Origin of the sequence: Jiangella muralis (assembly GCF_001270745.1) — a bacterium.
Lineage (GTDB): Bacteria > Actinomycetota > Actinomycetes > Jiangellales > Jiangellaceae > Jiangella > Jiangella muralis.
The window spans coordinates 294068-318552 of the sequence record NZ_KQ434755.1; the positions used below are offsets into that span (position 1 = coordinate 294068).

The 24485-nt window shown below is 72.4% G+C and carries 20 protein-coding genes and 1 pseudogene; 9 read left to right on the forward strand and 12 right to left on the reverse strand.

All coding sequences use genetic code 11. From position 1 onward, the window contains the following. On the reverse strand, positions 1-192 hold the full coding sequence (locus ACW62_RS11655) for a ferredoxin (RefSeq protein ID WP_053204269.1): 192 nt from the start codon (positions 190-192) through the stop codon (positions 1-3). Positions 193-253: 61 nt separating this feature from the next. Between ACW62_RS11655 and ACW62_RS11660 the strand changes: the two genes are divergently transcribed. Next, a complete protein-coding gene (locus ACW62_RS11660; protein WP_169792040.1) occupies positions 254-1216 on the forward strand; it encodes an AraC family transcriptional regulator in 963 nt (320 codons plus the stop codon). 4 nt (positions 1217-1220) lie between these two features. On the opposite strand, the gene ACW62_RS11665 is transcribed toward ACW62_RS11660, so the two are convergent. From ACW62_RS11665 to ACW62_RS11675, 3 genes are all read right to left on the reverse strand, one after another. Further along, positions 1221-1745: a nucleotidyltransferase domain-containing protein gene (locus tag ACW62_RS11665; RefSeq protein WP_053204271.1), complete on the reverse strand. Its 525-nt coding sequence runs from the start codon at positions 1743-1745 to the stop codon at positions 1221-1223. A gap of 2 nt (positions 1746-1747) precedes the next feature. Next, the gene (locus ACW62_RS11670; protein ID WP_157574684.1) at positions 1748-3070 is read right to left on the reverse strand and encodes a GGDEF domain-containing protein; all 1323 of its coding nucleotides are present in this window, start codon (positions 3068-3070) and stop codon (positions 1748-1750) included. A 661-nt stretch (positions 3071-3731) separates the two neighbouring features. After that, complete coding sequence (locus ACW62_RS11675; protein WP_157574685.1) at positions 3732-4976, reverse strand: MFS transporter; 1245 nt, start codon at positions 4974-4976, stop codon at positions 3732-3734. A 351-nt stretch (positions 4977-5327) separates the two neighbouring features. On the opposite strand from ACW62_RS11675, the gene ACW62_RS11680 reads away from it, so the two are divergent. Next, entirely contained in the window at positions 5328-7220 is a 1893-nt protein-coding gene (locus tag ACW62_RS11680; RefSeq protein WP_053204274.1) for an alkyl/aryl-sulfatase, read from the forward strand. A gap of 3 nt (positions 7221-7223) precedes the next feature. On the opposite strand, the gene ACW62_RS11685 is transcribed toward ACW62_RS11680, so the two are convergent. Beyond that, positions 7224-8033 carry a mechanosensitive ion channel family protein gene (locus ACW62_RS11685; protein ID WP_053204275.1) on the reverse strand — a complete coding sequence of 270 codons (810 nt, stop codon included), beginning with the start codon at positions 8031-8033 and terminating at the stop codon, positions 7224-7226. A 204-nt stretch (positions 8034-8237) separates the two neighbouring features. Here ACW62_RS11685 and ACW62_RS11690 point away from each other — a divergent pair, with 204 nt between their 5' ends. From ACW62_RS11690 to ACW62_RS36500, 4 genes and pseudogenes are all read left to right on the forward strand, one after another. Next, positions 8238-9299, forward strand: coding sequence for an AI-2E family transporter (locus ACW62_RS11690; RefSeq protein ID WP_053204276.1), 1062 nt, complete (start codon positions 8238-8240; stop codon positions 9297-9299). Between the two features lie 84 nt (positions 9300-9383). After that, positions 9384-11843, forward strand: a complete 2460-nt coding sequence (locus ACW62_RS11695; RefSeq protein WP_157574686.1) for a trypsin-like serine protease — start codon at positions 9384-9386, stop codon at positions 11841-11843. Positions 11844-11848: 5 nt separating this feature from the next. Further along, the gene (locus ACW62_RS11700) at positions 11849-15943 is read left to right on the forward strand and encodes a DddA-like double-stranded DNA deaminase toxin (RefSeq protein WP_169792041.1); all 4095 of its coding nucleotides are present in this window, start codon (positions 11849-11851) and stop codon (positions 15941-15943) included. A 105-nt stretch (positions 15944-16048) separates the two neighbouring features. After that, positions 16049-16289: pseudogene (locus tag ACW62_RS36500) on the forward strand (DUF1345 domain-containing protein); the annotation flags it as partial. Here the strand turns inward: ACW62_RS36500 and ACW62_RS11710 are convergent. Both ACW62_RS11710 and ACW62_RS11715 read right to left on the reverse strand, forming a co-directional pair. Next, positions 16279-17415, reverse strand: coding sequence for an alpha/beta fold hydrolase (locus ACW62_RS11710; protein WP_169792042.1), 1137 nt, complete (start codon positions 17413-17415; stop codon positions 16279-16281). The pseudogene ACW62_RS36500 and the gene ACW62_RS11710 overlap by 11 nt on opposite strands. A gap of 7 nt (positions 17416-17422) precedes the next feature. Continuing rightward, entirely contained in the window at positions 17423-17929 is a 507-nt protein-coding gene (locus ACW62_RS11715; RefSeq protein ID WP_053204280.1) for a M15 family metallopeptidase, read from the reverse strand. 88 nt (positions 17930-18017) lie between these two features. Between ACW62_RS11715 and ACW62_RS11720 the strand changes: the two genes are divergently transcribed. Both ACW62_RS11720 and ACW62_RS11725 read left to right on the forward strand, forming a co-directional pair. Beyond that, positions 18018-18698 (forward strand): response regulator transcription factor, encoded by a 681-nt coding sequence (locus ACW62_RS11720; RefSeq protein ID WP_053204281.1) that lies wholly within the window; start codon positions 18018-18020, stop codon positions 18696-18698. After that, entirely contained in the window at positions 18691-19794 is a 1104-nt protein-coding gene (locus tag ACW62_RS11725; RefSeq protein WP_053204282.1) for a sensor histidine kinase, read from the forward strand. Before ACW62_RS11720 ends, ACW62_RS11725 begins: the two co-directional genes overlap by 8 nt. A gap of 105 nt (positions 19795-19899) precedes the next feature. Here ACW62_RS11725 and vanX read toward each other — a convergent pair whose 3' ends face one another. The 5 genes from vanX to ACW62_RS35190 form a co-directional block, all read right to left on the reverse strand. After that, positions 19900-20514, reverse strand: a complete 615-nt coding sequence (vanX, locus tag ACW62_RS11730; protein ID WP_053204283.1) for a D-Ala-D-Ala dipeptidase VanX — start codon at positions 20512-20514, stop codon at positions 19900-19902. Continuing rightward, positions 20498-21547, reverse strand: coding sequence for a D-alanine--(R)-lactate ligase (vanA, locus tag ACW62_RS11735; RefSeq protein WP_053204284.1), 1050 nt, complete (start codon positions 21545-21547; stop codon positions 20498-20500). The genes vanX and vanA overlap by 17 nt, the downstream gene beginning before the upstream one ends. Then, positions 21540-22511 (reverse strand): D-isomer specific 2-hydroxyacid dehydrogenase family protein, encoded by a 972-nt coding sequence (locus ACW62_RS11740; RefSeq protein ID WP_205629294.1) that lies wholly within the window; start codon positions 22509-22511, stop codon positions 21540-21542. Before ACW62_RS11740 ends, vanA begins: the two co-directional genes overlap by 8 nt. Positions 22512-22583: 72 nt before the next feature. Then, the gene (locus ACW62_RS11745; protein ID WP_053204285.1) at positions 22584-22868 is read right to left on the reverse strand and encodes a putative quinol monooxygenase; all 285 of its coding nucleotides are present in this window, start codon (positions 22866-22868) and stop codon (positions 22584-22586) included. Positions 22869-22887: 19 nt separating this feature from the next. Next, positions 22888-23646 carry a nuclear transport factor 2 family protein gene (locus ACW62_RS35190; RefSeq protein WP_205629295.1) on the reverse strand — a complete coding sequence of 253 codons (759 nt, stop codon included), beginning with the start codon at positions 23644-23646 and terminating at the stop codon, positions 22888-22890. Between the two features lie 81 nt (positions 23647-23727). Here ACW62_RS35190 and ACW62_RS36170 point away from each other — a divergent pair, with 81 nt between their 5' ends. Next, the gene (locus ACW62_RS36170) at positions 23728-24288 is read left to right on the forward strand and encodes a TetR/AcrR family transcriptional regulator (RefSeq protein WP_053204353.1); all 561 of its coding nucleotides are present in this window, start codon (positions 23728-23730) and stop codon (positions 24286-24288) included. The last annotated feature ends 197 nt before the right edge of the window (positions 24289-24485 follow it).

A 24485-nucleotide genomic window follows, 5' to 3' on the forward strand; every position in this document is an offset into this window, starting at 1 on the left:
TCACTCCACCAGCGCGATCGCCCGGGCGGGGCACAGCGCCGCCGCCCGCCGGGCCGCGTCCTCGAGCCCGGCCGCGACGTGGTCGGCGAGGACGATGACGATGCCGTCGTCGTCCTGGTCGAACAGGTCTTCCGCGACGAGGGCGCACTGACCGGAGCCCACGCAGGCCGGCTCGTTCACTTCGATCCTCATGACGCCTGCCTCACTGCTGTTCCGATGGGGAAGACCATGGGTTCAGCGTCGGGGATCGGCAGTGGGTGCAACAACGCCGTGCTCGCTCGGAACTGGTACGATTTTTGCCCACGAGGAGGGTGCGATGCCGGTCGCGTACGAGCATCTCGAGCCGCTCTACCCGCTCGGATGGCGCTACTTCCGGTTCAAGTCACCTGTTCTACCGCCACGTCTGCACGTCCATCCGGAGTTCGAGCTGGTTCAGATCGTGAGTGGCGTGGGCACCCGTCTCATCGGCGATTCGATCGAGGAGTACCAGCCGGGCGATCTCGTCCTGATCGGGCCGCGGCTGGCCCACACGTACGCGTCGATCCCCGACGGCGGGCTGAGCGAGGCGATCGTCATCCACTTCACGAAGGCGTTTCTCGGCGAGACGTTCTTCGACCTGCCGGCCTTCGCCAGCGTCAGCACGATGCTGGCGGCGGCGCCCAACGGCCTCCGGTTCGCCCAGGCGCCGGCCGCGCTGGCGGCGCTCGGCGAGCTCGCGGCCGCCGAGAGGACGGTCGGGTTGCTGCACGTGCTGGTCGCGCTCAGCCGCCAGCCCTACACCTGGCTCACGACGGGCCAGTCATCGGCCGGGACCGACAGTTCGAGCGCACGCCGGATCGAGGCCATCGTGGCCCATGTGCACGAGCACTACCGTGCGGCCATCACACTGCGGGACGTCGCCCGCGCGGTGCACATGAACGCGAGCGCCGCGAGCCGGCTCTTCGCGCGGTCGACCGGGCTGACGCTCACCCGCTACATCACGGTCGTCCGCCTGAACGCCGCGTGCCGCCTGCTGCGCGACACCGATCTGCCGATCGCGACCATCGCGTCCGACAGCGGATTCGGCAACCTCTCGAACTTCAACCGCAGGTTCCGCCAGGTGAAGCAGACGACGCCGAAGGAGTACCGCGTCCTCGTCCGGTCCGGCCACGTGGAGATCTCGACCCGCGAGTACCTGCCCAACGTGAAGCAGAGTCAGGAGCTCGAGTTCGGCTGAGGGATCAGTCAGGTGCCACGAGTTCGCGAAGGGTGGCGATGTCGCGGACGTCCTTCGGCCGCCACGGGTGCCCGTTTCGCAGCGTGGGGAACTGCTGTTTCATGGCCAGCATTCCGGCGGCGCTCATCGCGGGGACGGGACGGCCGTCGAGGTGGCCGGGGGAGTCGCTGAAGGAGCCGGCCGGGAACACCCAGTCGGACCAGCGGCCCTGTGGGCCGAACGTGCCGTCGGGATGGGCGTCGAAGTAGGCGGTGCTGAAGCTGACCCCGTCCCAGCTGAACTCGTGCGACTCGTCGGGCGGCTGGGTGTCGAGGACGACGGCGCCGGCAGCGGTGAGCGTCGCGGCGCTGCGCTCGCCGTAGGGCCGCGCCACCCAGAACTCGACGTCGCCGTGCTCGCGGGTGATCCGGCCGATCCGGGCGTCGAGGCCCCACCCTCCGAACAGCCAGGCCGGCACGCCCACCCGGCGCAAGACGTCGAGGACGGTGTGGATGCCAGCCAGCTGGGCGAGACCGCGCTCGCTCGGCATCGTCACGGCTGCGGCGGTGCCTCGGTGCGCTCCGGCGCCGGGGCGGTGGGAAGCGGTGGCGCGGTGAGGTAGATCCGGATGGTGTTGCGTTCCCGCTTCGCCTCGTACAGGGCCGAGTCGGCGGCGGCGACGAGGTCGTCGACGGTGGTCGAGGCGTCGGGGACGTGGTGGACGCCGCCGACGGAGGCGGTGATGGTCACCGGGTCCGGCGCCTCGCCGCCGGGGGCGTCGAGGATGATCGCCTGAACGCGCAGCCGGATGCGTTCGGCGATGCGCCGCAGGCTCTGGTCGCTGTCGATGTCGGCGACGACCACGGCGAACTCCTCGCCGCCCCAGCGGCCGCAAGAGTCGAGCTCGCGGACCTCGCCGCGGAGTTCGTCGGCGACGGCGCGGAGCACGCGGTCGCCGAACAGGTGGCCGTGGGTGTCGTTGATGTTCTTGAAGTGGTCGAGGTCGATCATGAGCAGCCCGAGGCCGGTGCCGGCGTCCTGCGCGCGGACCAGCAGCTGCTCGGCGTGGTGGTGCCAGCGGGCGGACGTCGCCAGGCCGGTCTTGGCGTCGATGCTGGCGGCCTTCTCGAGGCCGGTGACCAGGCTGCCGCGGTGCAGCGCCACGATGACGACCAGGACGGCCGGCAGCGCCACCGGGGTGGTCACGATGGTGATGGCGACGAGCACGCCGAGCGCGGCCGCGCCCGCTTCGAGGATCTGCCCGGAGAGGTCGGAGAACAGGTCGCGGGCCGACGTGGTGGGATTGTGCGAGGCGATGGCCGCCACGATGAGGCCGAAGTTGACGGCCCAGGCGACCGCGGCGGCGAGGGCGATGACGCCGAACTCGACGGCCGTGGCGGGCAGGCCGGGGTAGCTGCTCAGGCCGGTGGCGAGGATGAGGACGGCGAGACTGGTGCCGAGCAGGATGGTCGACGTCGTGTAGACGGCGCGATACGGCGGTGTCCGGCGGCGCTTGACGCGATCCCAGAGCAGCACGTTCGTCAGCACCACCATGGAAAGGGCGAGCGCCGGCGGCAGCACGATGGTGGTGGCCATGACCCACACGGCGGCGGAGTCGATGTGGGCGACGGCGGACGAGTGCGCGACCGCTCGGCGTTGCTCGACGTGCCGGGTGAGCTCGGTCGCCGCCCAGGCACATCCGGCCAGCACACCGAAGCGGACCAGGTCGTTCTGCCCGATCGAGACCGGAACGAGGACGATGGTCACAGCGGCGACGGCGACGGCCAGGGCGTTGACGGCCATGATCAGGATCTGGCTCGGCCGGGGCGTGCGCCACAGCGCCCAGCCCCGGAGCCACGATCGCAATCGGTGCACGCTTCCTCCGCCCGGCGGGCTACGTCAACCCCATGTGAGGACGTGCGGCACAGTATAACCAAGACGTAGGACGCAAAATAGACATGGACGGCGCGGCCAGCCGTAACCGCTCTTTACGACCACAGTTGGGGGCGAAGGTGGGACTTCCGAGCAGCACGCGTCACCGCGTGACGGTTCCGCCGCGGCCCGATCGGCCACTGCCCGGTCTCGACCATCGAGGGGAGGGCCCCGCCATGCGTGGAAACAGCTGGGACTGACGTGAGCAGCGACATCGATCCAAGTGAGAGGCAGGGAGAGAGGTGAGCACGGTGCGCGGCAACAGCTGGGACTGACGAGTGAGCGACCCCGTCCAGGCGAGACACGGAGAAGAGGTGACCGACGATGCGCGGCAACTCCTGGGACTGATGGAGACGAGCCCCCGTCCAGGCGAGGCAACAGAGAAGAGGTGACCGACGATGCGCGGCAACTCCTGGGACTGACGGAGACGAGCCCCCCGTCCAGGCGAGACGCGGAGAGAGGTGGCCGACGATGCGCGGCAACTCCTGGGACTGACGAGCAGGCGACCCCCGTCCACCCCGAAGCAGAGAGAGGTGACCGACGATGCGCGGCAACTCCTGGGACTGACCCTCCGACCTACATTCCTGCCGACGTGAATCGGCGATCACGGCGTGAGTGGCTCCGGACTGGCCGAGGCCGCACGCCGCCACCGGCGGACGACGACGGCGGTCACCACCGTGCCTGCCGCCGCGGCCACCCCGACGATCACGGCGGCATCGGCGAATTGCGCCAGCAGGCCCGCGGCGACGATCGCCAGGCCTTGGGCTGCCCGCAGCGCGGCGACGGCGACCCCGATCGCCTGCCCACGGCTCTCCGCGGGTGCCAGCCGCACGTAGGTGGACTGGGCGACGATGTCATGCGCCGACAGCACCCCGCTCAGCGTCCAGAGGGCCACCGTCACGGCGAGGCCGGGCGCCCATCCGGTCGGTAGCAGGACCAGGCTGCTGCCGATGGCCATCGGCCCGAGCAGCGCCAGCCGTCGCTGGGGGCCGAGGAAGCGCAGCCCGATCATGCCGAGCACGGTCCCGACCGGGTTGGCCGCCAGCAGCCAGCCCACCGCAGCGGTGCCGCCGCCCAACTCGTCGCCGAACGGCACCGCCAGACCCTCGGGAACGGCGTAGAAGCCGGCGCAGCAGGCGACCGCCAGGAGCGTGCGAAGGCGCGCGTCGCCGGCGACGACGGCCCACCCGGCCCGCACGGTCGCCCAGTATCCGAGCTCCGCTGGCCCGGTCGCGGCGCCCCGTGGCCCCGCACCCGCGGCCGGCCGGTACAGATCGATGCCCACCCGGATGATCACCGCCGACACCACGAACGTGACGACGTCGACGAGCAGGGCAGCGCTCGCGCCGAACTGGGCCACCAGGGCGGCGCCGGCGCCGAACCCGATCGCGAACGACGCCTGCGACGTGATCGACACGAGGGCGAACCCGGCGGTGAGCTTGTCGCCGGGCAGCATGTCCGCGAGCACCGACTGCCGCGCGCTGGCGAACGGGCTCGCCACGGCCTGGACGACGAACAGCAGCGCCGCCTGGGCCAGCAGCGGCATCCCCGGGACCGCCATGAGCGCCACCAGCGCGGCCCGGGCCAGATCGGTGTAGACCATGACGCTGCGCCGCGGGAACCGGTCCGCCAGCCCGGCCAGCGTGGCGCCGCCGACGAAGTCGGGCAGGTAGGTCAGCGCGTAGGTCAACGCGGTGAGCCCGGCCGAGTTCGTCCGCTCGTAGACCAGCACGGTCAGCGCCACCCGGGCCAGCTGATCTCCCACGACGGAGAACACGTGCGCCACCCACAGCCGGCGGAACTGCGGCACGGCGAGTACCTGGGTGAAAGAGGCCGGCGAGTCGGACATCGTGCCCCGAGTGTGCCCGACCGCGGCCATTGCGCACAGTGAGGGGGGCCAGTCGCGACGAGTCACATCGGCACACCCGCGTCCGGAAGCCGATCCCCGTCCCGCAGCTCCTCGGCCGGCGGACGGACAGCGACCCGCATCAAGTTGATCTTGGAGAAAGGGCTGAATTGCCACCCGGTTTGCCCGATTGATTCCGCAGTTGCTCCAAGATCAACTAGGGGCGCGGGTGGCGGGGGTGGCTGCGGTGCCCCTTCGCGGCGCCGGTGAGCGCCGATTCACCCCGTCCGGGTGAGTCCACCGGGTCGCCGCCGTCGTGACACTCGACCGGGGGGAGTCGACGGAAGGGATGTCATGGCGCAGCGCAACGCCGCCACCGCGGTCACCAAGGCGGCCAACGAGAAGGTCCTGGGGACGCTGCCGTTCTCCGACGAGACGGACTTCGAGAACGCGCGTCGCGGTCTGATCGCCGAGGGGAGCGGCCAGATCAGGGGCGCCGGCGGTCGGGTCGTCTGGGACATCGACCAGTGGCGGTTCCTCGACGGCGACGCGCCGGACACCGCCAACCCGAGCCTGTGGCGGCAGGGCCGGCTGGCGTCGATCGCGGGCCTGTTCGAGGTCACCGATGGCGTCTACCAGGTGCGCGGCTACGACCTGTCGGTGTGCAGCTTCCTGCGCACGGACTCGGGCTGGATCGTGGTCGACCCGCTGATCAGCGTCGAGACCATGGCGGCGGCGTTCGAGCTGGTGAAGGAGCACGTCGACGACCTGCCGGTGACCGGCGTCATCTACACCCACAGCCACGTCGACCACTTCGGCGGGGTCCGGGCGGTCGTCGCCGACGAGGACGTCGCCGCGGGGCGGGTCCGGCTCGTCGCACCGGTCGACTTCCTGGCGGAGGCCGTGAGCGAGAACGTGATGCTCGGCAACGCGATGTCGCGCCGCGCCTCGTACATGTACGGCAACCTGGTCGGCTGGGACGCGCAGGGCGGGCTGGGCGCCGGGCTCGGCCAGCTGACGTCGTCGGGCACCATCTCGCTGATCCCGCCGACCGACATCGTCTCCGCGACCGGTCAGGAGCTGACGATCGACGGCCTGCGCATCCGGTTCCAGCACACGCCGGGCGCCGAGGCCCCGGCCGAGTTGTGCTTCTACCTGCCCGATCGGCGGGCGTTGTGCATGGCGGAGATCGCCACCCACAACCTGCACAACGTGTACACGTTGCGCGGCGCCAAGATCCGCGACGCGCTGGCGTGGTCGGACCACCTCAACGACGCCATCCGGCTGTGGACCGACGACGCCGACGTGGTGTTCGCGTCGCACCACTGGCCGACGTGGGGGCGGGAGAACATCGTCGCCTTCCTCAAGGGCCAGCGCGATCTCTACCGCTACCTGCACGACGAGACGCTGCGGCTGGCCAACCACGGCTACACGCCGGTGGAGATCGCCGAGCTGATCGAGCTGCCGGACGGCATCGGCGGCAGCTTCGCCAACCGCGGCTACTACGGCTCGGTCAGCCACTGCGTGAAGGCGATCTACGTCTACTACCTGGGCTGGTTCGACGGCAACCCGGCCAACCTCCATCCGCTGCCGCCGGTGGAGACCGCCAGGAAGACCGTCGAGTACATGGGCGGCGCCGACGCCGTGCTCGCCAAGGCCCGCGAGGACTACGCGAACGGCGAGTACCGGTGGGTCGCCCAGACCATCAACCACGTGGTCTTCGCCGACCCGGACAACCAGGACGCCAGGAGGCTGCAGGCGGACGCGCTGGAGCAACTCGGCTACCAGTCGGAGAACGGCACCTGGCGCGACTTCTACCTGTCCGGCGCGAAGGAACTGCGCGACGGCGTGACGGGCGGGAGCACCCCCAACACGGCCGGCCCCGACACCGTCACGGCGATGACGAGCCGGATGCTGCTGCAGTTCCTCGCGATCCGGCTCAACGGGCCCGAGGCCGCCGGCAAGGACTGGACGTTCCACCTGGACCTGCGCGACCCGGACGAGTCGTGGGGCCTCGAGGTCGGCAACGGCGTGCTCAACTTCACCGACGGCCGCCGCTTCGCCGCGCCGACGGCGTCGATCAGCTGCCCGCGGTCGGCGATCGACCAGGTCATCCTGGGGAAGGCCACGTTCCAGCAGCAGATCGACGGCGGGGCCATCGCGGTCGCCGGCGACGCCGGCGCCTTCATCGAGTTCCTGGGCCTGCTCGACGACTTCGAGTTCTGGTTCGACATCATCACCCCATAGCGGCTACACGTCCGCCGGCGGCACCAGAGCCGGCGCGGGCGGCGGCGCGACGACGGAGACCGGCCGGCCCGGCCCGCCGAGTCGCCGGCCGATCGCCGTCACCGCCGCCGACACGACCGCCGCGCCGTCGGACGGCCGGTGCCAGCAGGTGGCCGTCAACGTGGTGCGGTGCGGTTCGATCGCGCGGACCAGGACCCGCGGCGGTGGGTCGGCGAGCACCCCCGGTGTCTGCGCCAGCAGGTCGGCGATCAGTTCCGGCGTCCCCGACTCCACCTCGCCGCCGATCCGCACCTGCAGCTCGGAGGCGTTCCGGCCGGTCGCGCTGTGGTTGACGAACGGGTTGTCGAGCAGCTTCTGGTTCGGCAGGTGCACGACCCGCCCGTCCGGTGTCTCGATGATGACGGACCTGCTGTTGAGCTCGCGGACCCGGCCGGTGTACCCGAGCGCCTCGATCGTGTCGTCGATGCGGACCGGCCGGCGGGTCTGGATGACGATGCCGGCGGCGACGTTGTCGGCGATGCCGCGCAGGGCGAGGACGGCCACTACCGCCAGCAGGATCGCCACCGCCAGCACCGGCTGGATCGACGCCCCGAGCAGGCTCAGCGCGATCCCCACGCCGAGGAAGACGACGACGTAGCCGGTGAGCCGGACGCCCGCGTGCCGCAGGTCGTCCGGCACCCGCACGCCGGCGAGAACCCGGTCGGCCGCACGACGCGCGTAGCGGGCGCAGAGCCACGCCACCACGATGACGGTGACGGCCAGGACCACGTCCCACCCGGTGAACGACAGGCCGGAGGAGAAGAAGTCCCTCATGCGCCCGTGTCGCTCTCGTCCCGATCCGTACGGTTCGCACCCCTGGTCACGGCGCCTCCTCGGCTGGTCGGTCGTCGCCAGGCTGCGCCACGTGGGCCGATGCGCACGTCACCCCGCCGGGGTGAGGGCCGCGGCGCCGGGCTCGCCGATGCTGTGAGGTACCCCGACGTCGAATCGGCCGCCCGCCGAGGAAGCGCAGACACCATGTCGAACGAGCTGGACCGCACGGCCCGCCCGCCCGGCCGGCCGTCGCTGGGCTTCGTCGCCGCGGCCACCGCCGTCGTGATCGGGGTGCTCGCGCTGGCGGTGGCGACGTGGATGGTGCGCGGGGTGATCATCACCGTCGCGGCCGGCCTGCTGCTCGCCGCGGGCCTGGATCCGCAGGTCCGGGCCGTGCAGCGGCGGGTCCGCCGGCGCGGGACGGCCGTGCTCGTCGTCGTCGCCGCGATCGGCGCGGGGCTCCTGCTGTTCGCGACGCTGGCGCTGCGGCCGGCCATCGACCAGGCCGGAGAACTCGTCGACGACCTGCCCGTACTGCTCGACCGGCTGTCCGAGCGGTTCGCCGGCTCGGCCGCCGCCGACTACTTCGCCAGCCCGGAGTTCGAGCAGCAGGTGCGCGGCGCCATCGACGACGTCGTGGCGTTCACCGCGAACTCGCTCGGCGTGGCGTTCGGGGTCCTGGGCAGCGTCGCGGGCGTCGTCTTCACCGGGTTCACCGTCGCCGCGACGACGGTCTACGCGATGCTGGCGCTGCCGCGGATCAAGGCGTTCGCCGGCCGGGCGGCGGGCGACCCCGAACGCGTCGCCGTCGTGGCCGAGGTCTTCCGCCGGGTCGGCGGCTACGTGACCGGCCAGTTGGGCATCTGCGCGTGCGCCGGCGCCTCGTCGGCGATCTTCTTCCTCATCGTCGGGTTGCCGTACGCGGCGCTGCTGGCGCTGATCGTCGCGGTCCTCGACGCGGTGCCGCAGATCGGCGCCACCCTGGCGGCCGTCGTCGCGGTGCTCGTCGCGCTGACCGTCAGCTTCGGCACCGCCGTCGCCGTGACGGTGTTCTTCATCGCCTACCAGCAGCTCGAGAACTTCGTCATCGCGCCGCGGGTGTTCGCGTCGGCGGTGTCGCTGACGCCGATGACGGTGTTCCTCGCGGTGCTCGCCGGCGGCGCGCTGGCCGGGTTCGTCGGCGCGATCCTCGCCCTCCCGGTGACGGCGGCCGTGACCGTCGTACTCCGCTACGTCCTGCGCGGACGTGCTGTGACACAGAGCTGAAGCAAGTGTGAAGAGGCCGCTCGTGATCATGGACCTGACCTGGGGAGCGCCCCGGGACGACGGGTTTCTGGTGTGGAGGCGGCCATGGCAGGCAACAGCGAACTCAGAGTCCGGCGATTACGGGGGTGGGGCGCGGCGATCGTCGCGTCGGCCGTCGTCTGGGCCGGTGCGGCGGCCCCCGCGCCGGCGGTCACCGGCGGCGCGGCGGCGGACGCGGCCGGGCCGGTGGTGCGGATCGAGGTGGGCGACCAGAACGCCTGCTCCGGCGTGCTGGTGGCGCCGCAGTGGGTGCTCACCGTGGCGTCCTGCTTCCCGGCCGACGGCGGCGCCGAGGTGCGCACGGGCGCGGCCCCGGAGGGGACCACGGCGACGGTGGGACGGACCGGTCCGTCGACGGCGGACGGGTACGTCCGCGCGGTCGACTGGGTGGTGCCGCATCCGGACCAGGACGTGGCGCTGGCGCGGCTGGCGCTGAGCGTCGACACCACGCCGCTGCCCGTCGCCGGCACTCCCGCGTCGGACGGCGAGGCGCTGGCGATCAGCGGGTACGGCCGGACCGTGGACACCTGGACGCCCGCTGCGGTGCACACGGCGGGCGTCACGGCGAGCGCGGTCACGGCCGCGTCGTTCGTGCTGAGCGCTCCCGCCGAGTCGTCGGCCGGTGCCTGCGGCGGTGACGCCGGCGCGCCCGTCACCCGGACCGTGGACGGCGCCGCCCAGCTGGTCGGCGTCCTGGTCGGCTCGGCGCGGGACGGCTGCCTCGTGCCGGCGGGCGCCGGGGAGCGCACCGCGACGGCCCTTCGGGTGGACACCCTGGCGGCCTGGATCGGCCGCAACACCGTCTGGTTCAACGAGCGGTTCTCCGCGTCGTACGTGGCGGCGGACGGGGACGGCGACGGGCGCCTCGACGGCATCGCCGGCTACGACCTCGCCAGCACGAGCGATCAGATGATCGCCGTCGACTACGAGGGCACGGGGAGGCTGGACCACCTGCTGATCTACCGGCCGGGCGCCGAGAAGAAGTACTGGGTGGTCAAGCGGCGTGCCGACGGGACGTTCGAGCGGGTGTTCCAGAACCGCGACGCCGGCATCGGGCCGGTGCCGGCGGGCGGGACCGTGCTGCTGGGCGACGCCCGCGACCGGGTGTTCGCGTTCGACTGCCACCGCTCCGGCAAGCAGGACTGCATCGTCGTCTACCGGCCCGGCCTGGTCAGCACGGACAGCGAGAGCGCGTCGTACAGCGTCTTCGAGCGCAATCCGAGCGGTGGGTACCAGCGGATCTTCCGGCACAAGCTGGGTCGCCTGAGCACGACGGCGGACCAGATGATGGCCGTGGACGACGACACGTCGAGGACGGGGCAGCACCTCGTGTTCTACCGGCCCGGTGCCGGGTGGGTGACGGTCGTGTCCTGGGCCTTCGACGTCGCGACCTACAAGTGGGGGCTCGGGCCGAACGTGTACGTGACCGAGGGCGAGGGGATCGGCGGCTTCGACGTCGGTCAGGCGCGGGACCGGATGATCGCGTTCGACTGCCACCGGTCCGGGCGTCAGGACTGCCTTGTGGGCTATCGGCCCGGTGTGGTGGCCGCGGACCCGGAGAGCTCGTCCTACCGCGTGATCGAACGGGTCACCGGCGGAACGTATCGCACGGTGTACCGCCATCCGCTCGGCCGGCTCAATTCGACCGCCGACCAGCTGATCGCCTACGACTACGACGGTTCCGGACACCTGGACGACCTGCTCTTCTACCGTCCGGGTGCAGGCTGGGTCACCGTGTTGCCCGGGCGCCGCGGCGCCGGCGGCGGCTGGGAGTCGGGCCCTGCCGTGTACTCCAACCAGGGCGGCGGAATCGCCGGCTACAACATGGCGCACGCGCAGGACCGGCTGATCGCCTACGACAACGACCACCGCGGCTCGCCCACCGATCTCGTCGCCTACCGCCCGGGGTCGCGCATCGCCTGGGTGCTCGGGCGCCGGAACGAATCCGGTGACGCTCCCGTCACGGTCACGCGGCCGGCCGGTGACGATTCGATCGTGGAGCGCCTCGACTATCCGGTGGACTTCCAGCATCGGTTCACCGGCAGCTCCGGATGGGATGACTGGGGGACGGACGAGGCGGAGGCGCTGAACTTCGAGCTGATCTCCGGGAACGGCGGGATCATCTGGGTCTCCTGCAGCGAGGGCACGGAGGCCGGGGTCGGGGTGCTCAGGGTCTTCGTGGGCCGGTTGAACGGCGAGACCATCGTCGGCGAGCCGTTCGGCCCTTGGATGGCGGTGTGCTTCAAGGTCCTCGAGCCGGATGGCTTCGTGAAGCTGACCGTCCCCGGCGTCTACGAGATCACCGGTGACGGCGGGGCGCCGGGCAAGGGCAATGCCGTCGACGCGACCGTCACCGACGTGACCTCGGGCGTGGAGCGCACCGAGCTCGTCGAGCCGGACGACACCGTGCAGTTCGGGATCTCGGACGACAGCTGCGACTGGGGTCACCCGGACTTTCCCGACAACTGCCGGGAGGATCTGCTGGAACTCCGGGTCGTGGGGTGATGACGATGACGGCGAAACGCGCGTGGCGTGACCGCGCACCGTGGCGGGCGACCGGCGCGATCGGCGCGATCGGCGCAGTGCTGTCGCTGCTCCTCCTGGGCGGCCCCGTCGACGGGACCCGGGCCGCGGCGGTGGAACCGGCTCCGTCCGAGGCGCCGACCTGCGAGCGCCAGGTGGTCCTGGACGCCTGGGTGACGGGCGGCCCGAACGTCCGCCCGGCCGCCGAGGAGGCGCTGCTCGGCGACGAGGCGACGCTTTGCGCCTTCCTCGACGAGCTTCCCGGGCTCGTGGCGCTGGACGACCGTCAACAGGTCGGCCGCATCAAGTCACATGGCGGCGTCGAGGTGGCGGCCGCCGCGAACGTCGCCCTGCGCTCGGGCACCCTCGACGCTCTGCGGACCTTTCTCGACGGTGGCTGGGCGACGGCCCGGGCGATCGACCTGCGTGCCCGGGTGAACCAGATGAAGTCGACCGGAGGTCCGGAGGTGCGGGCCGCCGCGAACGCGGTGCTGCGCAACGGCTCGCCCGCGGACCTGGAGGAGTTCGTCGACTCGGGCTGGCAGCTGTCGTACAACATCGACCTGCGGGTCACCGTCAACCGGGCCATGGCGACAGGTGGCCCGGAGGTGCGGGCCGCGGCCAACCGGGCGCTCCGGGACGGCAGCCTGGAACTGCTGCAGCGGTTCGTCCAGATCGACTGGGGCGTGGCCCAGGTCCGCGACAACGAGAGCCAGACCCTGAACGATCTCCGGACCAGCGCCACGGAGGCGACCCGCCGGGCGGCGCTCGAGACGATCTCCGCGGTGGCGCAGTCCGAACGCGCGAAGACCGAGTCCGCGCTGGCCAAGGCGGATGCGCTGGAGGCGGAACGGCTTGCCGTCGCGGCCGGACGGGAGACGGAGGCCGCCAGGATGTACGCGCAACGCGCGGCGACGGCCGCCGACCGCGCGTCGGCGGCGTCCAGCATCGCCGTCCAGGCCGCACGGTCGGCCGCGGACGCCGCGCGTGCCGCCGCCGGGGCGGCCGGGCGCGCGGCGACGGCGGCCGCGCGGGCGCACACGAAGTCAGACGAGGCGTGGGCGGCCGCGGCGGCGGCGGAGCTGAACGCGGACGACGCCGCCAACGCGCGGGCGCTCAACCGCTTGATGCTGACCATGGGGCCGGAGATGACCGCCTGGATCTCGCCCATCGACCAGATCGACGCCGTGGTCCAGCAGGCGATCGCCGCGGCGGCCGCCGCCGAGGATGCGCGGGCGAACACCGCGGCTGCCGGCCGTGCCGCCGAGGCCGCCGGCCAGGCCGCGGGGGAGACGAGCGCCGAGGCGCAGGCCGCGTTCGCGGCGGCCGGGCGCGCGCAGGCGAGCGCGGAACGGGCCCGGCGCGCCACCGAGGAGACGGTACGGCAGGCGAACATCGCCAAGGACGCGGCCAGGCGGGCTCGCGACGCCGCCACCCGGGCGGTGTCGTACGCGGAGGCGTCGGCGCGCGCGGCGGCGAGCGCCGCCGATCACGCCGGTGGCGCCGTCAACGCGGCCGAACTGGCGACGGAGCATGCGAACAACGCCTTCCGCGCGGCCGAGGACGCGCTGGATGCCGCCGAGCTCGCCCAGACCGTCTACACGGAGGCGCGTGCGGCCGACGCCGAACGGCTGCAGAACGAGTACGAGCTGGAACGGTCGTTGGCCCAGCACCTCAGCGCCAAGGCCGCCGAGGTCGGGCTGGAGGACGCCCGCGGCTTCGACGTGCCGATGCGCGAGTACCACGAGCCCCGGGTCGACGCGCTGATCGCCGAGGCCGTCGATTCAACGGTCGATCCGGCGGTGGCGGTCCGCAAGGCGCGCGAGGTGGCGCGCTACTTCGCGGCCGTGCCCGCGACGTGGACCAGCTCGGCGGCCGTGGCCGCACTCGGCGAGGAGGACGAGTTCCTCGTGCTCGAGTTCGTCCGGACCGGGCTGGCCGCCGCCGAGGAGCAGGACGACCGCACGACCCTGATAGGTCTCATGGTCACCGGCACCGAGGCCATGAGGGTGGCCGCGCAGGCCGCCCTCGACGGCGAGTGGGCCGACGTCGTCGCGTTCCTCGACGATCCGGACTATCCCGAGCGCGGCACCGAGCAGCGGGTGGAGGTCGGGCGGATCCACGCCGAAGCGCGCAGCGCCGGGTACCCGCAGACGGAGGACGCGGCGAACGCGGCGCTGCGCTCGGCGGACCCGGACGCCCTCGGGACGTTCCTGGCGACGACGCACGACACCGTCCGCGCGATCGACGTCCGCGCGAAGGTCGGCGCCATCGCCGGGAACGACGCCTATGGCACCGAGGTACGCAACGGCGCCCGGGTCGCGCTGGCCGGCACGACGGCGATGCAGGTCGAGTTCCTGGAGGTCGAGCGGCATCGTGCGGCCCAGCGCGACCAGGCCACCGCGACGCACGACTACATCGCCACGTCCCTGATGATCGAGACCGCGCAGATCGCGCAGCGCGCCGTCGACCTCGCCCGCACCGCGCAGTCCGCCGCGGCGGAGGCCCGTGGCGCGGCGGAGGCCGCACTGGGCTACGCGGAGGACGCCGAGGAGGCGAGGCTCCGGGCGGGTGCGTACGCCGTGCAGGCCGTCGGCCACGCACGCGACGCAGCCGCGTCCGCGGAACGGGCCGCGGAGGCCGTCCGGGTGGCCGCCGCCGCGACCCAGCAGGCCCAGTTGTCGGCGCGGGAGGCGTCGCTCTCGGCTCGCTGGGCCCGGGGCCTGGCCGTCGCGGCGGCACAGGACGCGGCCAGCGCGTTCGCCGCCTACGACACCGCCTACGCCGCGCAACTGCGGGCCGGCAAGAGCGCGTCGGAGGCGGCCCGTCTCGCCCTGCAGCTGTTCGAGGAACACCAGGACCAGGCCGAATATCTGCTGGGCCAGCTCACGGAAACGTGGAAAGCGACCTGCAAGGGGGCGCCTCGGGCCGGCGAGGCCACCTTCAACGACTGCAGCGCCTGGGCCGACGCGCTCCTCAGCGACCCCGACCAGCCGTTCCACGATCTGGCCGGGTACGCCAGCAAGAACGTCGAGCACTGCCGGAGCCAGTTCGTCGGCAAGTCCCTGGAGGCCTGCCTGTCCATCGTCCTGAGCCCGTACTTCCACGCCGCGGCCCGGGGGATCGCAGAACGGGAGACCGAGACCTACCGCCTGGCCGACGAGTACATGCTGCTCACCGGCGCGGACCTGTTCAGCGCCGCCTCCGAGTTCTCCCGGATCAAGGACTGCAGGGGCGCCGGGGTGGCCGGCCTCGGCGATGTGGCGGAGAGCTTCTCGGAATGTGTCACCGGGGTCATCGACCTCTCCGACCCCGACTGGAACGAGTACGCGAGGCAGTGGCGGGGCACCTTCAACCCTGGGCAGGTCGATGAGTACCTCCGGTTCGCGCAGTACAACTCGGTCTGGGGGCCGATGTACCTGCGCGAGAACAAGTACGACGATCTCATCGTGGGGGCGATCCGGGAGACCGAGCTCATGACGTCGCTGCTACGCATTCAGCCGATCGGCTGCGCGCAGCCCGGCGGCCAGTGCCCGTACGACGGCCTCGCGGACCGGCTGCGGGACCTGAGCGAGTCGATCAAACCGGAGAACCACCAGGGCTATCTCGTGGACGAGTCGGGCCGCGCGCTCGACGCGAACGGGCTGCCGATCGCGAGTGTCCCGCCGGTCGATGATCTGGAGGCGTGGGCGCGCTACACGGTCGAGAGCGGGCTGCACGACGACCTCGCGGCCCTGGAGGACCGCATCGCGATGCTGTTCCGGCAGTCGTTCGGGGCGCCGCTCCCGGTTCCGGCGTGGCATCTCGAGACGCAGCTCGCGTACCGCGTCGCCACGCGGGAGGTGGCGCTGCGCGAGAACACGCTGCGGCTGGTCATGAACAACCCCGGCGGCGCCTGTGACGCGGTGCCGGAGCCCGCGACGAGACCCGACGCGCAGCGAGATGTCGTGGCCGGCTGTGTCCAGGCCATTCAGCTGCTGTTGCCGGCCGGCACGACGATGATCATCTACTACCCGGATCCGGAGAACCCGGGTGAACTGCTCCAGGTCACCGTCCGCGGCGTCGGTCGCTGGCTGGACTAGGGCGGCGGCCGTAGAGTCGGGACCGCTGTGCGACAGGGAGGAGTCGCCGTATGCGGTCCCGGCTCCCGGTCACCGCCATCGCCCGGCTGGCGGGCTCGTTCGCCGGCATTCCTCTACTACACGAGCCCGGACGGCGGCATCGACTAACACCCATGACCCGCCCTGCTACCGGGACTTCCGCTACTTCAGCTACAACCTCGGCATGACGTACCAGGTGTCGGACACGGCGGTGACCAGCACGGCCGTCCGGTCGGTGGTACTCCGGCACTGTCTGCTGTCGTACGCCTTCGGCGCCATGATCCTGGCCACGACGATCAACCTCGTCGTCGACATCGTCAGCGCCTGACGCCCGCGACGAACGCCGCGAGGTCGGCGGCGACCCGCTCCGGTCGCTCCCACAGCACGAGGTGGCCGGTGCCCTCGTACGTCACCAGGCGGCTGCCCTCGATGGCCGCGGCCAGCTCGCGGCCCTGCCCGGCGGGCAGCACGTCCTCCTCGGTGCCCCAGAGGATCAGCGTCGGTACGGCGATCGGGCCTCGGCGGATCGGCGGCACGGCGCCGACCAGGCCGTCGGCGACGGCGCGCCAGACCCGTCCGGGGATGGTCAGCGCGGCGGCCAGCTGGTCGTCGAGGAACGCGGCCGGCACGCGGGTGTGCAGCGGGATCGCGCCGATGAGGGCGTCGGCGTCGGCGCGGGTCAGCGGGTCGGGCAACGAGGCCAGCAGGCCGGCGAACGCCGCCGGCAGCGGCCGCCGCAGGTCGCCGGGCGTGCCGATCAGCACCAGGCCGCGCACCCGGCCGGGATGGTCCATCGCGACCTGCTGGGCGACGTACCCGCCGCTGGACGTCCCGGCCAGCCAGCACTGCTCCAGCCCCAGCGCGTCGAGCAGCGCGACGACGTCCGCGGCCGCGTCGGCCAGCGTGTAGCCGCCGGCCGGCTTCGTGCTGTCGCCGACGCCGCGCTGGTCGGGGACGACGAGACGCAGCGAGCGGGGGAGCAGCGGCACGAGACGGTCGAAGACCCGGTGCGTCTCGCCCCACGCGTGCAGCAGCAGCACCGGCTCGCCGTCGTCGTCGCCGTGCTCGTGGACGGCCAGTTCGGCGCCGGTCGCGAGCCCGACGCGGCGCGGGCCGCCGTCGTCGAGCAGCCGGGCCAGGACGGCCGCGTGGCTGAGCGAGGGGTCGTGCGTCGCCGTCACCAGGATCGACGGGAACTCGGCGGCGAGTGCCCCGAGCCGCTCCAGCGCCGCGGCGCCGTCGGCGGTGGCCAGCTCGGTCTCGTAGCGCCGGACGAACTCGTCGAACAGCTCCGGGCGGTGGCCGTACCAGCGCCGCAGCTCGGTGGACGGTGCGACCGCGGGCAGCCATTGGTCGATCCGCGGATCGTCGCGGCGCAGGCCACGCGGCCACAGGCGGTCGACCAGGAGCCGCCGTCGGCCGTCGGGTGCCTCGTAGACCCGTCCGATCTCCACGCCACCATCATGCGCCCGCCCGGCGCCCGTCACCGCCCATCCGCGGATCGTGCGACGGGTCGGGGTACATCCGCGGGCAGCCATGGACGGCGGCCTCGGGGCGCAGCTCATAGTGCCAGGGCTCGTTGCGGAAGATCTGGCACAGCCCGTACCGGGCGCCGTGCTCGGACAGCCACGCCCTGGCCGCCCGCCCGAGATCGATCGCGACGCCCGCCACGTGCGGCGAGGTGTCCGGGGTGGCGACCCAGCGGGCGGCCTCCTCGGCCGAGCCGTGCTCGACGATCGCGCGGCGCAGCAGCCGCTCCTGGTACTCCGGCGAACGCCAGCCGCTGTTGACGGTGAACTCGACGCCGTCGCGCGCGGCGTCGGTCGCGGCCCGGCGCAGCGCCCGGAGCAGATCGGGGTCGAGGTTCGCGACGCCTGGATACCGGTCGTCGAACACCGTCGCGTCTGCGGGAAGGGCGCCCGCGCCGGCGGGCCGGGTCGTCGTCAGAGCCGGTTCGGTGGAGGACATGGCCTCCAGTCAAGGCAGCGCCGTGTTGCCGGTGCGTATGCGGTTTTCGATACACCCGCGATATCACTCGGCTCGTAGCATCGGGGGCATGCGTGTGCTGGTCGTCGAGGACGAACCCTTCCTGGCGGAGGCCATCCGCGACGGGCTGCGGCTGGAGGCCATCGCCGCCGACCTCGCCGGCGAGGGCGACGCCGCGCTGGAGCTGCTCAGCGTCAACGCCTACGACATCGCCGTCCTCGACCGCGACATCCCCGGGCCGTCCGGCGACGAGATCGCCCGCCGCATCGTCGCGTCCGGCAGCGGCATGCCGATCCTCATGCTCACCGCCGCCGACCGGCTCGACGACAAGGCGTCCGGGTTCGAGCTCGGCGCCGACGACTACCTCACCAAGCCGTTCGACCTGCAGGAACTCGTGCTCAGGCTCAGGGCGCTGGACCGCCGGCGCGGGTACAACAGGCCGCCGGTGCGCGAGATCGCCGGCCTGCGGCTGGACCCGTTCCGCCGCGAGGTGTACCGCGAGGGCCGCTACGTCGCACTGACCAGGAAGCAGTTCGCCGTGCTGGAGGTGCTGGTCGGAGCCGAGGGCGGCGTCGTCAGCGCCGAGGAGCTGCTGGAGCGGGCCTGGGACGAGAACGCCGACCCGTTCACGAACGCCGTGCGCATCACGGTGTCGGCGCTGCGCAAGCGGCTCGGCGAGCCCTGGCTGATCGCCACGGTGCCCGGCGTCGGCTACCGCATCGACACCGGCGACGGAGGCGAGCGTGGCTAGGCCGCCCGGCCTGAGCGTGCGGGTCAAGCTGACGCTCAGCTACGCCGGTTTCCTCATGATCGCCGGTGTGCTGCTGCTCGCCGCGGCGTGGGTGTACCTGATGCGCGGGGCGCCCCTGAGCAGCCTCGTCCCGGACTTCTCCAATCTCCCGCTCGCCTTCGACCGCCACAACCGCGGCCCGGTCGTCTTCGGCCCGGTGGCGGCCGCGATGCTGCTGTTCCTGCTGGTCTTCGGGCTCGTCGGCGGGTGGATCCTGGCCGGTCGGATGCTGGCCCCGCTGACCCGCATCACCGGCGCCGCCCGCAGGGCCGCGGCGGGATCGCTCTCGCACCGGATCGAGCTGGACGGCCGCAACGACGAGTTCCGCGAGCTGGCCGACGCCTTCGACCGCATGCTCCAGCGGCTCGAGGCACACGTCGCCGAACAGCAGCGGTTCGCGGCCAACGCCTCACACGAGTTGCGCACGCCGCTGGCGGTCAGCCAGATCCTGCTCGACGTCGCCCGCAGCGACCCCGACCACGACACCGACCGGCTGGTCGAGCGCCTGCACGCCGTCAACCTGCGCGCCATCGACCTCACCGAGGCGTTGATCCTGTTCAGCCGGGCCGGCCAGCGCTCTTTCGCGCGCGAGCGCGTCGACCTGTCGCTGCTGGCGGAGGAGGCCACCGAAACGCTGCTGCCGCTCGCCGAGGAGCGTGGCCGCGCCATCGAGACGTCCGGCGACGTCGCGCTGGCCGTCGGCTCGCACCCGCTGCTGCTGCAGTTGACGACGAACCTCGTGCACAACGCGATCGTGCACAACCTCCCCGAACAGGGCACGGTGTGGATCACGACCAGCGCGCAGAACGGCGCCGTCACGCTCACCGTCGAGAACACCGGCGAGCCGCTCTCGCCGTGGCGGGTCTCGACCCTCACCGAACCGTTCCAGCGCGGCGTCGACCGCGTCCGCGGCGACCACCCAGGTGCGGGTCTCGGCCTGGCCATCGTCACGAGCATCGCCCAGGCGCACGACGGCACCCTCACCCTCACCCCGCGCGACGCCGGGGGACTGCGCGTCACGGTGCGGCTGCCCGCCGCGCCACTGGAGGCCGGCTGACCTCCAGCCGGCCCGCCCGGTGGCCGCCGCGGCAGCCACTCATCGGTGCCCACGCCGTCACGAGCCACAGCGACCAGCCGCCCGAGGAGCGTTCCGACCACTCGGCTACGTGATGGGGAAGTCGAAGTAGGTGTCGGGGTAGGGCTCGTCGCGCAGCGTGTAGTGCCACCACTCGACGTCGTACCGGGCGAAGCCGCTGGCCTCCATGACGGAGCAGAGGTAGCGGCGGTTCCTCGCCTCGGCCGGCGCGATGCCCGTCGCGCCGTGATGGGAGATGGAGTCCATCAGGTCGTGGTCGCCGCCCATGGGGGCGAGCTCACCGGTCGCCAGCTGGTAGAGCGTGAGGTCGACGCTGCTGCCCCGGCTGTGGCCGGACCGGGCCGACACGTACCCGCGCTCGACCATCTCGGGCCGGTCCAGGTTCGGGTAGTGCCGCAGCTTCGTCCGTCCGTCCTCGGGCTGCTCCGACCAGCGCAGGAAGGAGTCGACCGCCCGCTGCGGGCGATAGGCGTCCCAGAGGACCAGGCCGAAGCCGAGCGCTTCGGCCCGGACCCGGGCTCGTTCCAGCGCCGCGCACAGCGCCCTCGTGCCGACGATGCGATTGGCCAGGTAGCCGTCGACCGGCTTGCCGGTGAAGTTGTCCCAGGTGGCGTACTTGGCGTCCCAGCGGATGCCGGGCACGTACTCGTCCACGACGACGAAGTCAGCGGTCGCGGTCATGGGCGTGGCCCTCCAGCGCCAGCGACAGCACGCGGTCGAGCACGCCGGCGAGCGGCCGGCCCGCGGCCGCCATCATCCGCGGGTAGCGGCTGTACGACGTCATGCCGGGGAAGGTGTTGACCTCGTTGAGGACCACCGTCCCGTCGCTCCGGAGGAACAGGTCCACCCGCGCGAGCCCACGGCAGCCGAGGGCGCGATAGATGGCCTTCGCGGTCTCCTGGACGAGCGCGCGCGACGCGGCCGGGATGTCGGCGGGCACGATCGGGGTCGAGTTGTCGGAGCCGGTCTCGGGCGTGCTCTCCTGATGGATCCGGAAGAAGCCGTGCGACAGCGCGATGTGGTCGACCTCGCCGACGGTGAGGTCCGGCCCGTTCCCCAGGACGGCGCAGCCGACCTCGCTGCCGGCGACCGCCTCCTCGATCACCACCTTCGAGTCGTACCGCCGGGCCGCGTCCACCGCGTCCTGCAGCTCCGCTTCGCTCGTCACCTTGCTGACCCCGAACGACGACCCCGACCGGGCCGGCTTCACGAACACCGGGAAGGTCAGCTCGCCGGCGTCGGGCTTCTCGTCCGCCAGGAGGGCCCAGAACCGCGGCGTCGCGATGCCCGCGCTCGCGGCGACGACGTAGGCGAGGGACTTGTCCATGCAGACGGCGGAGCTCTGGACGTCGCAGCCGGCGTAGGGGATGCCGGAGAGCTCCAGCAGGCCCTGCATCGCGCCGTCCTCGCCGAACCTGCCGTGCAGCACCGGCAGCACGACGTCCAGGCGGATCGTCTCGTAGCGGCCCTGGTCCAGGACGAGCAGGCCGTGGACGTCGCGGTCGGGCGCCAGCACCGCCGGGCGCGCCCCGTCCTCCCAGCCCTCGCCGGGCCCGTCGCACAGCGTCCACGCGCCGCTCGTCGTGATGCCGATCCATACCGTTTCGTACCGGCGCGGATCGAGATTCGCCGCGACCTCCCGCGCCGACTTGACCGAGATCGGGTGCTCCTCGGACGCGCCCCCGAACACGACGCCGACCGTCAACCTATTCATGCCGTTCCTCACTCTCGAAGTTCACGCAGTTGATGAGACTGTTCTCGACCGTGTCGCTCAGGGCGTGGTCGGTGTAGTAGGCCGTGTGCGGGCTGACCAGCACGTTCGGCAGCTCCTGCAGCCGCAGCCAGGTCTTGCTCTCGATCGGCCGGTTCCCGCGGTCGGCGTAGAAGATCCCCTCCTCGCCCTCGAGGACGTCCAACGCCGCGCCGCCCAGCCGGCCGCTCTCCAGCGCCCGGAGCAGCGCCTCGGTGTCGACCAGCGGGCCGCGTCCGGTGTTGACGACGATCGCGCCGTCCTTCAGCAGCTCGATCCGCCGCTCGTCCAGCAGGTGATGGGTCTGCGCGGTGAGCGGGGTGTGCAGCGTGACGATGTCGCTGTGTCGCAGCAGCTGGTCGAGCGGGACGTCGTCCGCGCCCCGGTCGTGGGCCAGCACCTTGCCGCCGAAGCCGCGCAGCCGCTCCACGACCGCGGCACCGATGCGTCCCGTCCCGACCACCCCGACGGTGAGGTCGCGCAGTTCCCGCCCGCGCACCTCGCTCAGCCGGTAGTCGTGGGCGTCGGCGCGGCGGAGGACCGACTTGGCGCCGCGCACCGCCATCAGCATGAGCATCAGCGTGTAGTCGGCCACGCTGTCGGGCGAGTAGGTGACGTTGCCGACGGCGATGCCCACGCTCCGCGCGTAGTCGACGTCGATGTGGTCGTAGCCGATGCTCCGGGTGGAGACGTAGCCGACGCCGGCCCGGCCGAGCGCCCGCAGCGTCGCGTTGGTGACGCGGTTCTGGTGGCCGACGCTGACGCAGCGGTTGCCGCGGGCCAGGCCGGCGGTGGCCTCGGCGGGCGGCGCCGCCGTGATGGTGGGCACGACGCCGAAGCCGGGCGCCAGCCGCCGGAACAGCGCGGCCTCGTCCGGACCGCAGCCGTAGATCGTGATGCCCGTTCGGGCCGGTTCGCGCTGGCTCACGCCGTCAAGTCAAGGCGGTGGAGTGTTGCCGTCGCGTATGGGGAAATCGATATGCCGGCGATATGTGCGGACTCAGAACAGCGGTCCGCCGGCGGTGGCGTCGTAACGCTCGACCTGTACGTGCCTGACCTTGCCCGCCTTCGGTGCCCGGGCCCGGCGGCGCCAGGCGTTCATCGCGTCGGCATCGCGCCACACCTCGACCACGTTGACCCGTTCGGGGTCGACGGAGTCGGCCGTGATGGCGACGTGGAGGCAGCCGTCGGTGGCGCGGGCGCGCGTGACGAGGTCACGGAAAGCCGCGACGAAGGCGTCGCGCTCGTCGGCGTCGACCAGCTCGTGACCGGCGATGATGATCATGTCTGCTCCTCTGAGGTCGTCAGGCCTTGACGTAGCCGCGCGCCTCGGCGATGCGGCCGGCGCGGATGCGCAGGAGGTTTAACCCGCGGACGTGGTCCTGCTCGCCGTCGCCCCACTGCAGCAGCCACGGCTGGACGGCGAGGTCGCCGTGGATCTCGGCCGGCTCCGGCGTGAACCGCAGCGCCGGGTTCGCCGCCAACTCGGACCATCGCGCCAGGCAGGCCTCGCCGCCCTCGCGGCGGACGCCGTCGGGTGCGGGGCCGGAGTCCTCGATGACGCAGTCGTCGGCGATCAGGCCGGTGAGGAGCGCGGGATCGTGCGTGCGGAAGGCCTCGTTGTAGCGATCGAGCACGTCCCGGGTGGTGCGCTCGGCGCCGGTCTCGGTGGCCCCGGTCTCCGGGGCGAGGGGGACGCCGCCGGTCTTGCTGTAGCCGAGGGCCTCGACGATCAGGCCGTCGCGCACCCGCAGCAGCGTCACGCCGCGCACGGAGTCGGCCGGGCCGGCGCCGAAGCGGTACCGCCAGCGGATGGTCGCCCGCTCACCGGCGACGGCGACGTCCTCGGGCTCGAACCGGCTGGTGTGGTCGGCGGCGAGCTCGCGCCAGAACGTCAGGCACGCCTCGCGGCCCAGGTAGCGGGCGCCGTCGGGGGCCGGCTGGATGGCGTCCATCACGCAGTCGGCTCCGATCAGCTCGGTGAGCGCTTCGGCGTCGTGGTCCAGGAAGGCGCGGTTGAAGCGTTCGATGGTCTCGGTCGTCGTGCGGGTCGGCGTCGGCATGGTCGGACTCCTCGTAGATAGACCAGTCGGTCTACTGACCATATAGACCGGTCGATCTACTGGTCAAGTAGAGTGGAATCCGTGACCACGCGCACGGTGCCGGGACCGCGGGAGCGGCTGCTGACCGCGGCCAAGGAGCTGACCTACGCGCAGGGCATCGGCGTGGGGGTCGACGCCCTGCTGAAGCGGGCGAACGTGGCCCGGCGTTCGCTCTACGAGCACTTCGGCGGCAAGGACGGGCTGATCACCGAGGTGCTGCGGGTCAGCGCCGACGAGGACGAGGCCGCGTACCGGCAGGCCATGCGGGCGGCCGGCGACGACCCGCGCGGCCGCCTGCTCGCGGTCTTCGACTGGCTCGACGGCGTCATCCAGGAGCCCGACTTCCGCGGCTGCCGGTACCTCGCCGCCGAGCTCGCCCTGGCCCCGGACCACCCGGGCCACGCCGTCACGCGCCGGTACCGCGAGCGGGTGCACGACCTCCTGGAGGCGGAGTTGCGCGCCCTCGATCACCCGCGGCCGGAGCCGGCGGCCGAGCAGTTGCTGCTGCTCATCGACGGCGCCCTCGCCGTCGGCGCCACTCGGCCCGGCACCCATCCGGCCGCCGCCGCCCGCCTGCTCGCCGACCAGGTCATCGGCGGCTGACGCCGGCCACGAGGTCCGGGCGCCGGGGAGCGTCGTGGTCTGGTGTCGCGTCCTGGTCTGGCGTTGCGTTTCTCGGGCCGGATCGGGCGTTCGGCGTGACGTGAGACCAGGACGCCGCGTGAGACCAGGACGTGCCCGCGGTCGACCGCCGGATAGGGGGTGTCCACCGGGGCGGCCGAGGTCTTGACGAGGCGGGA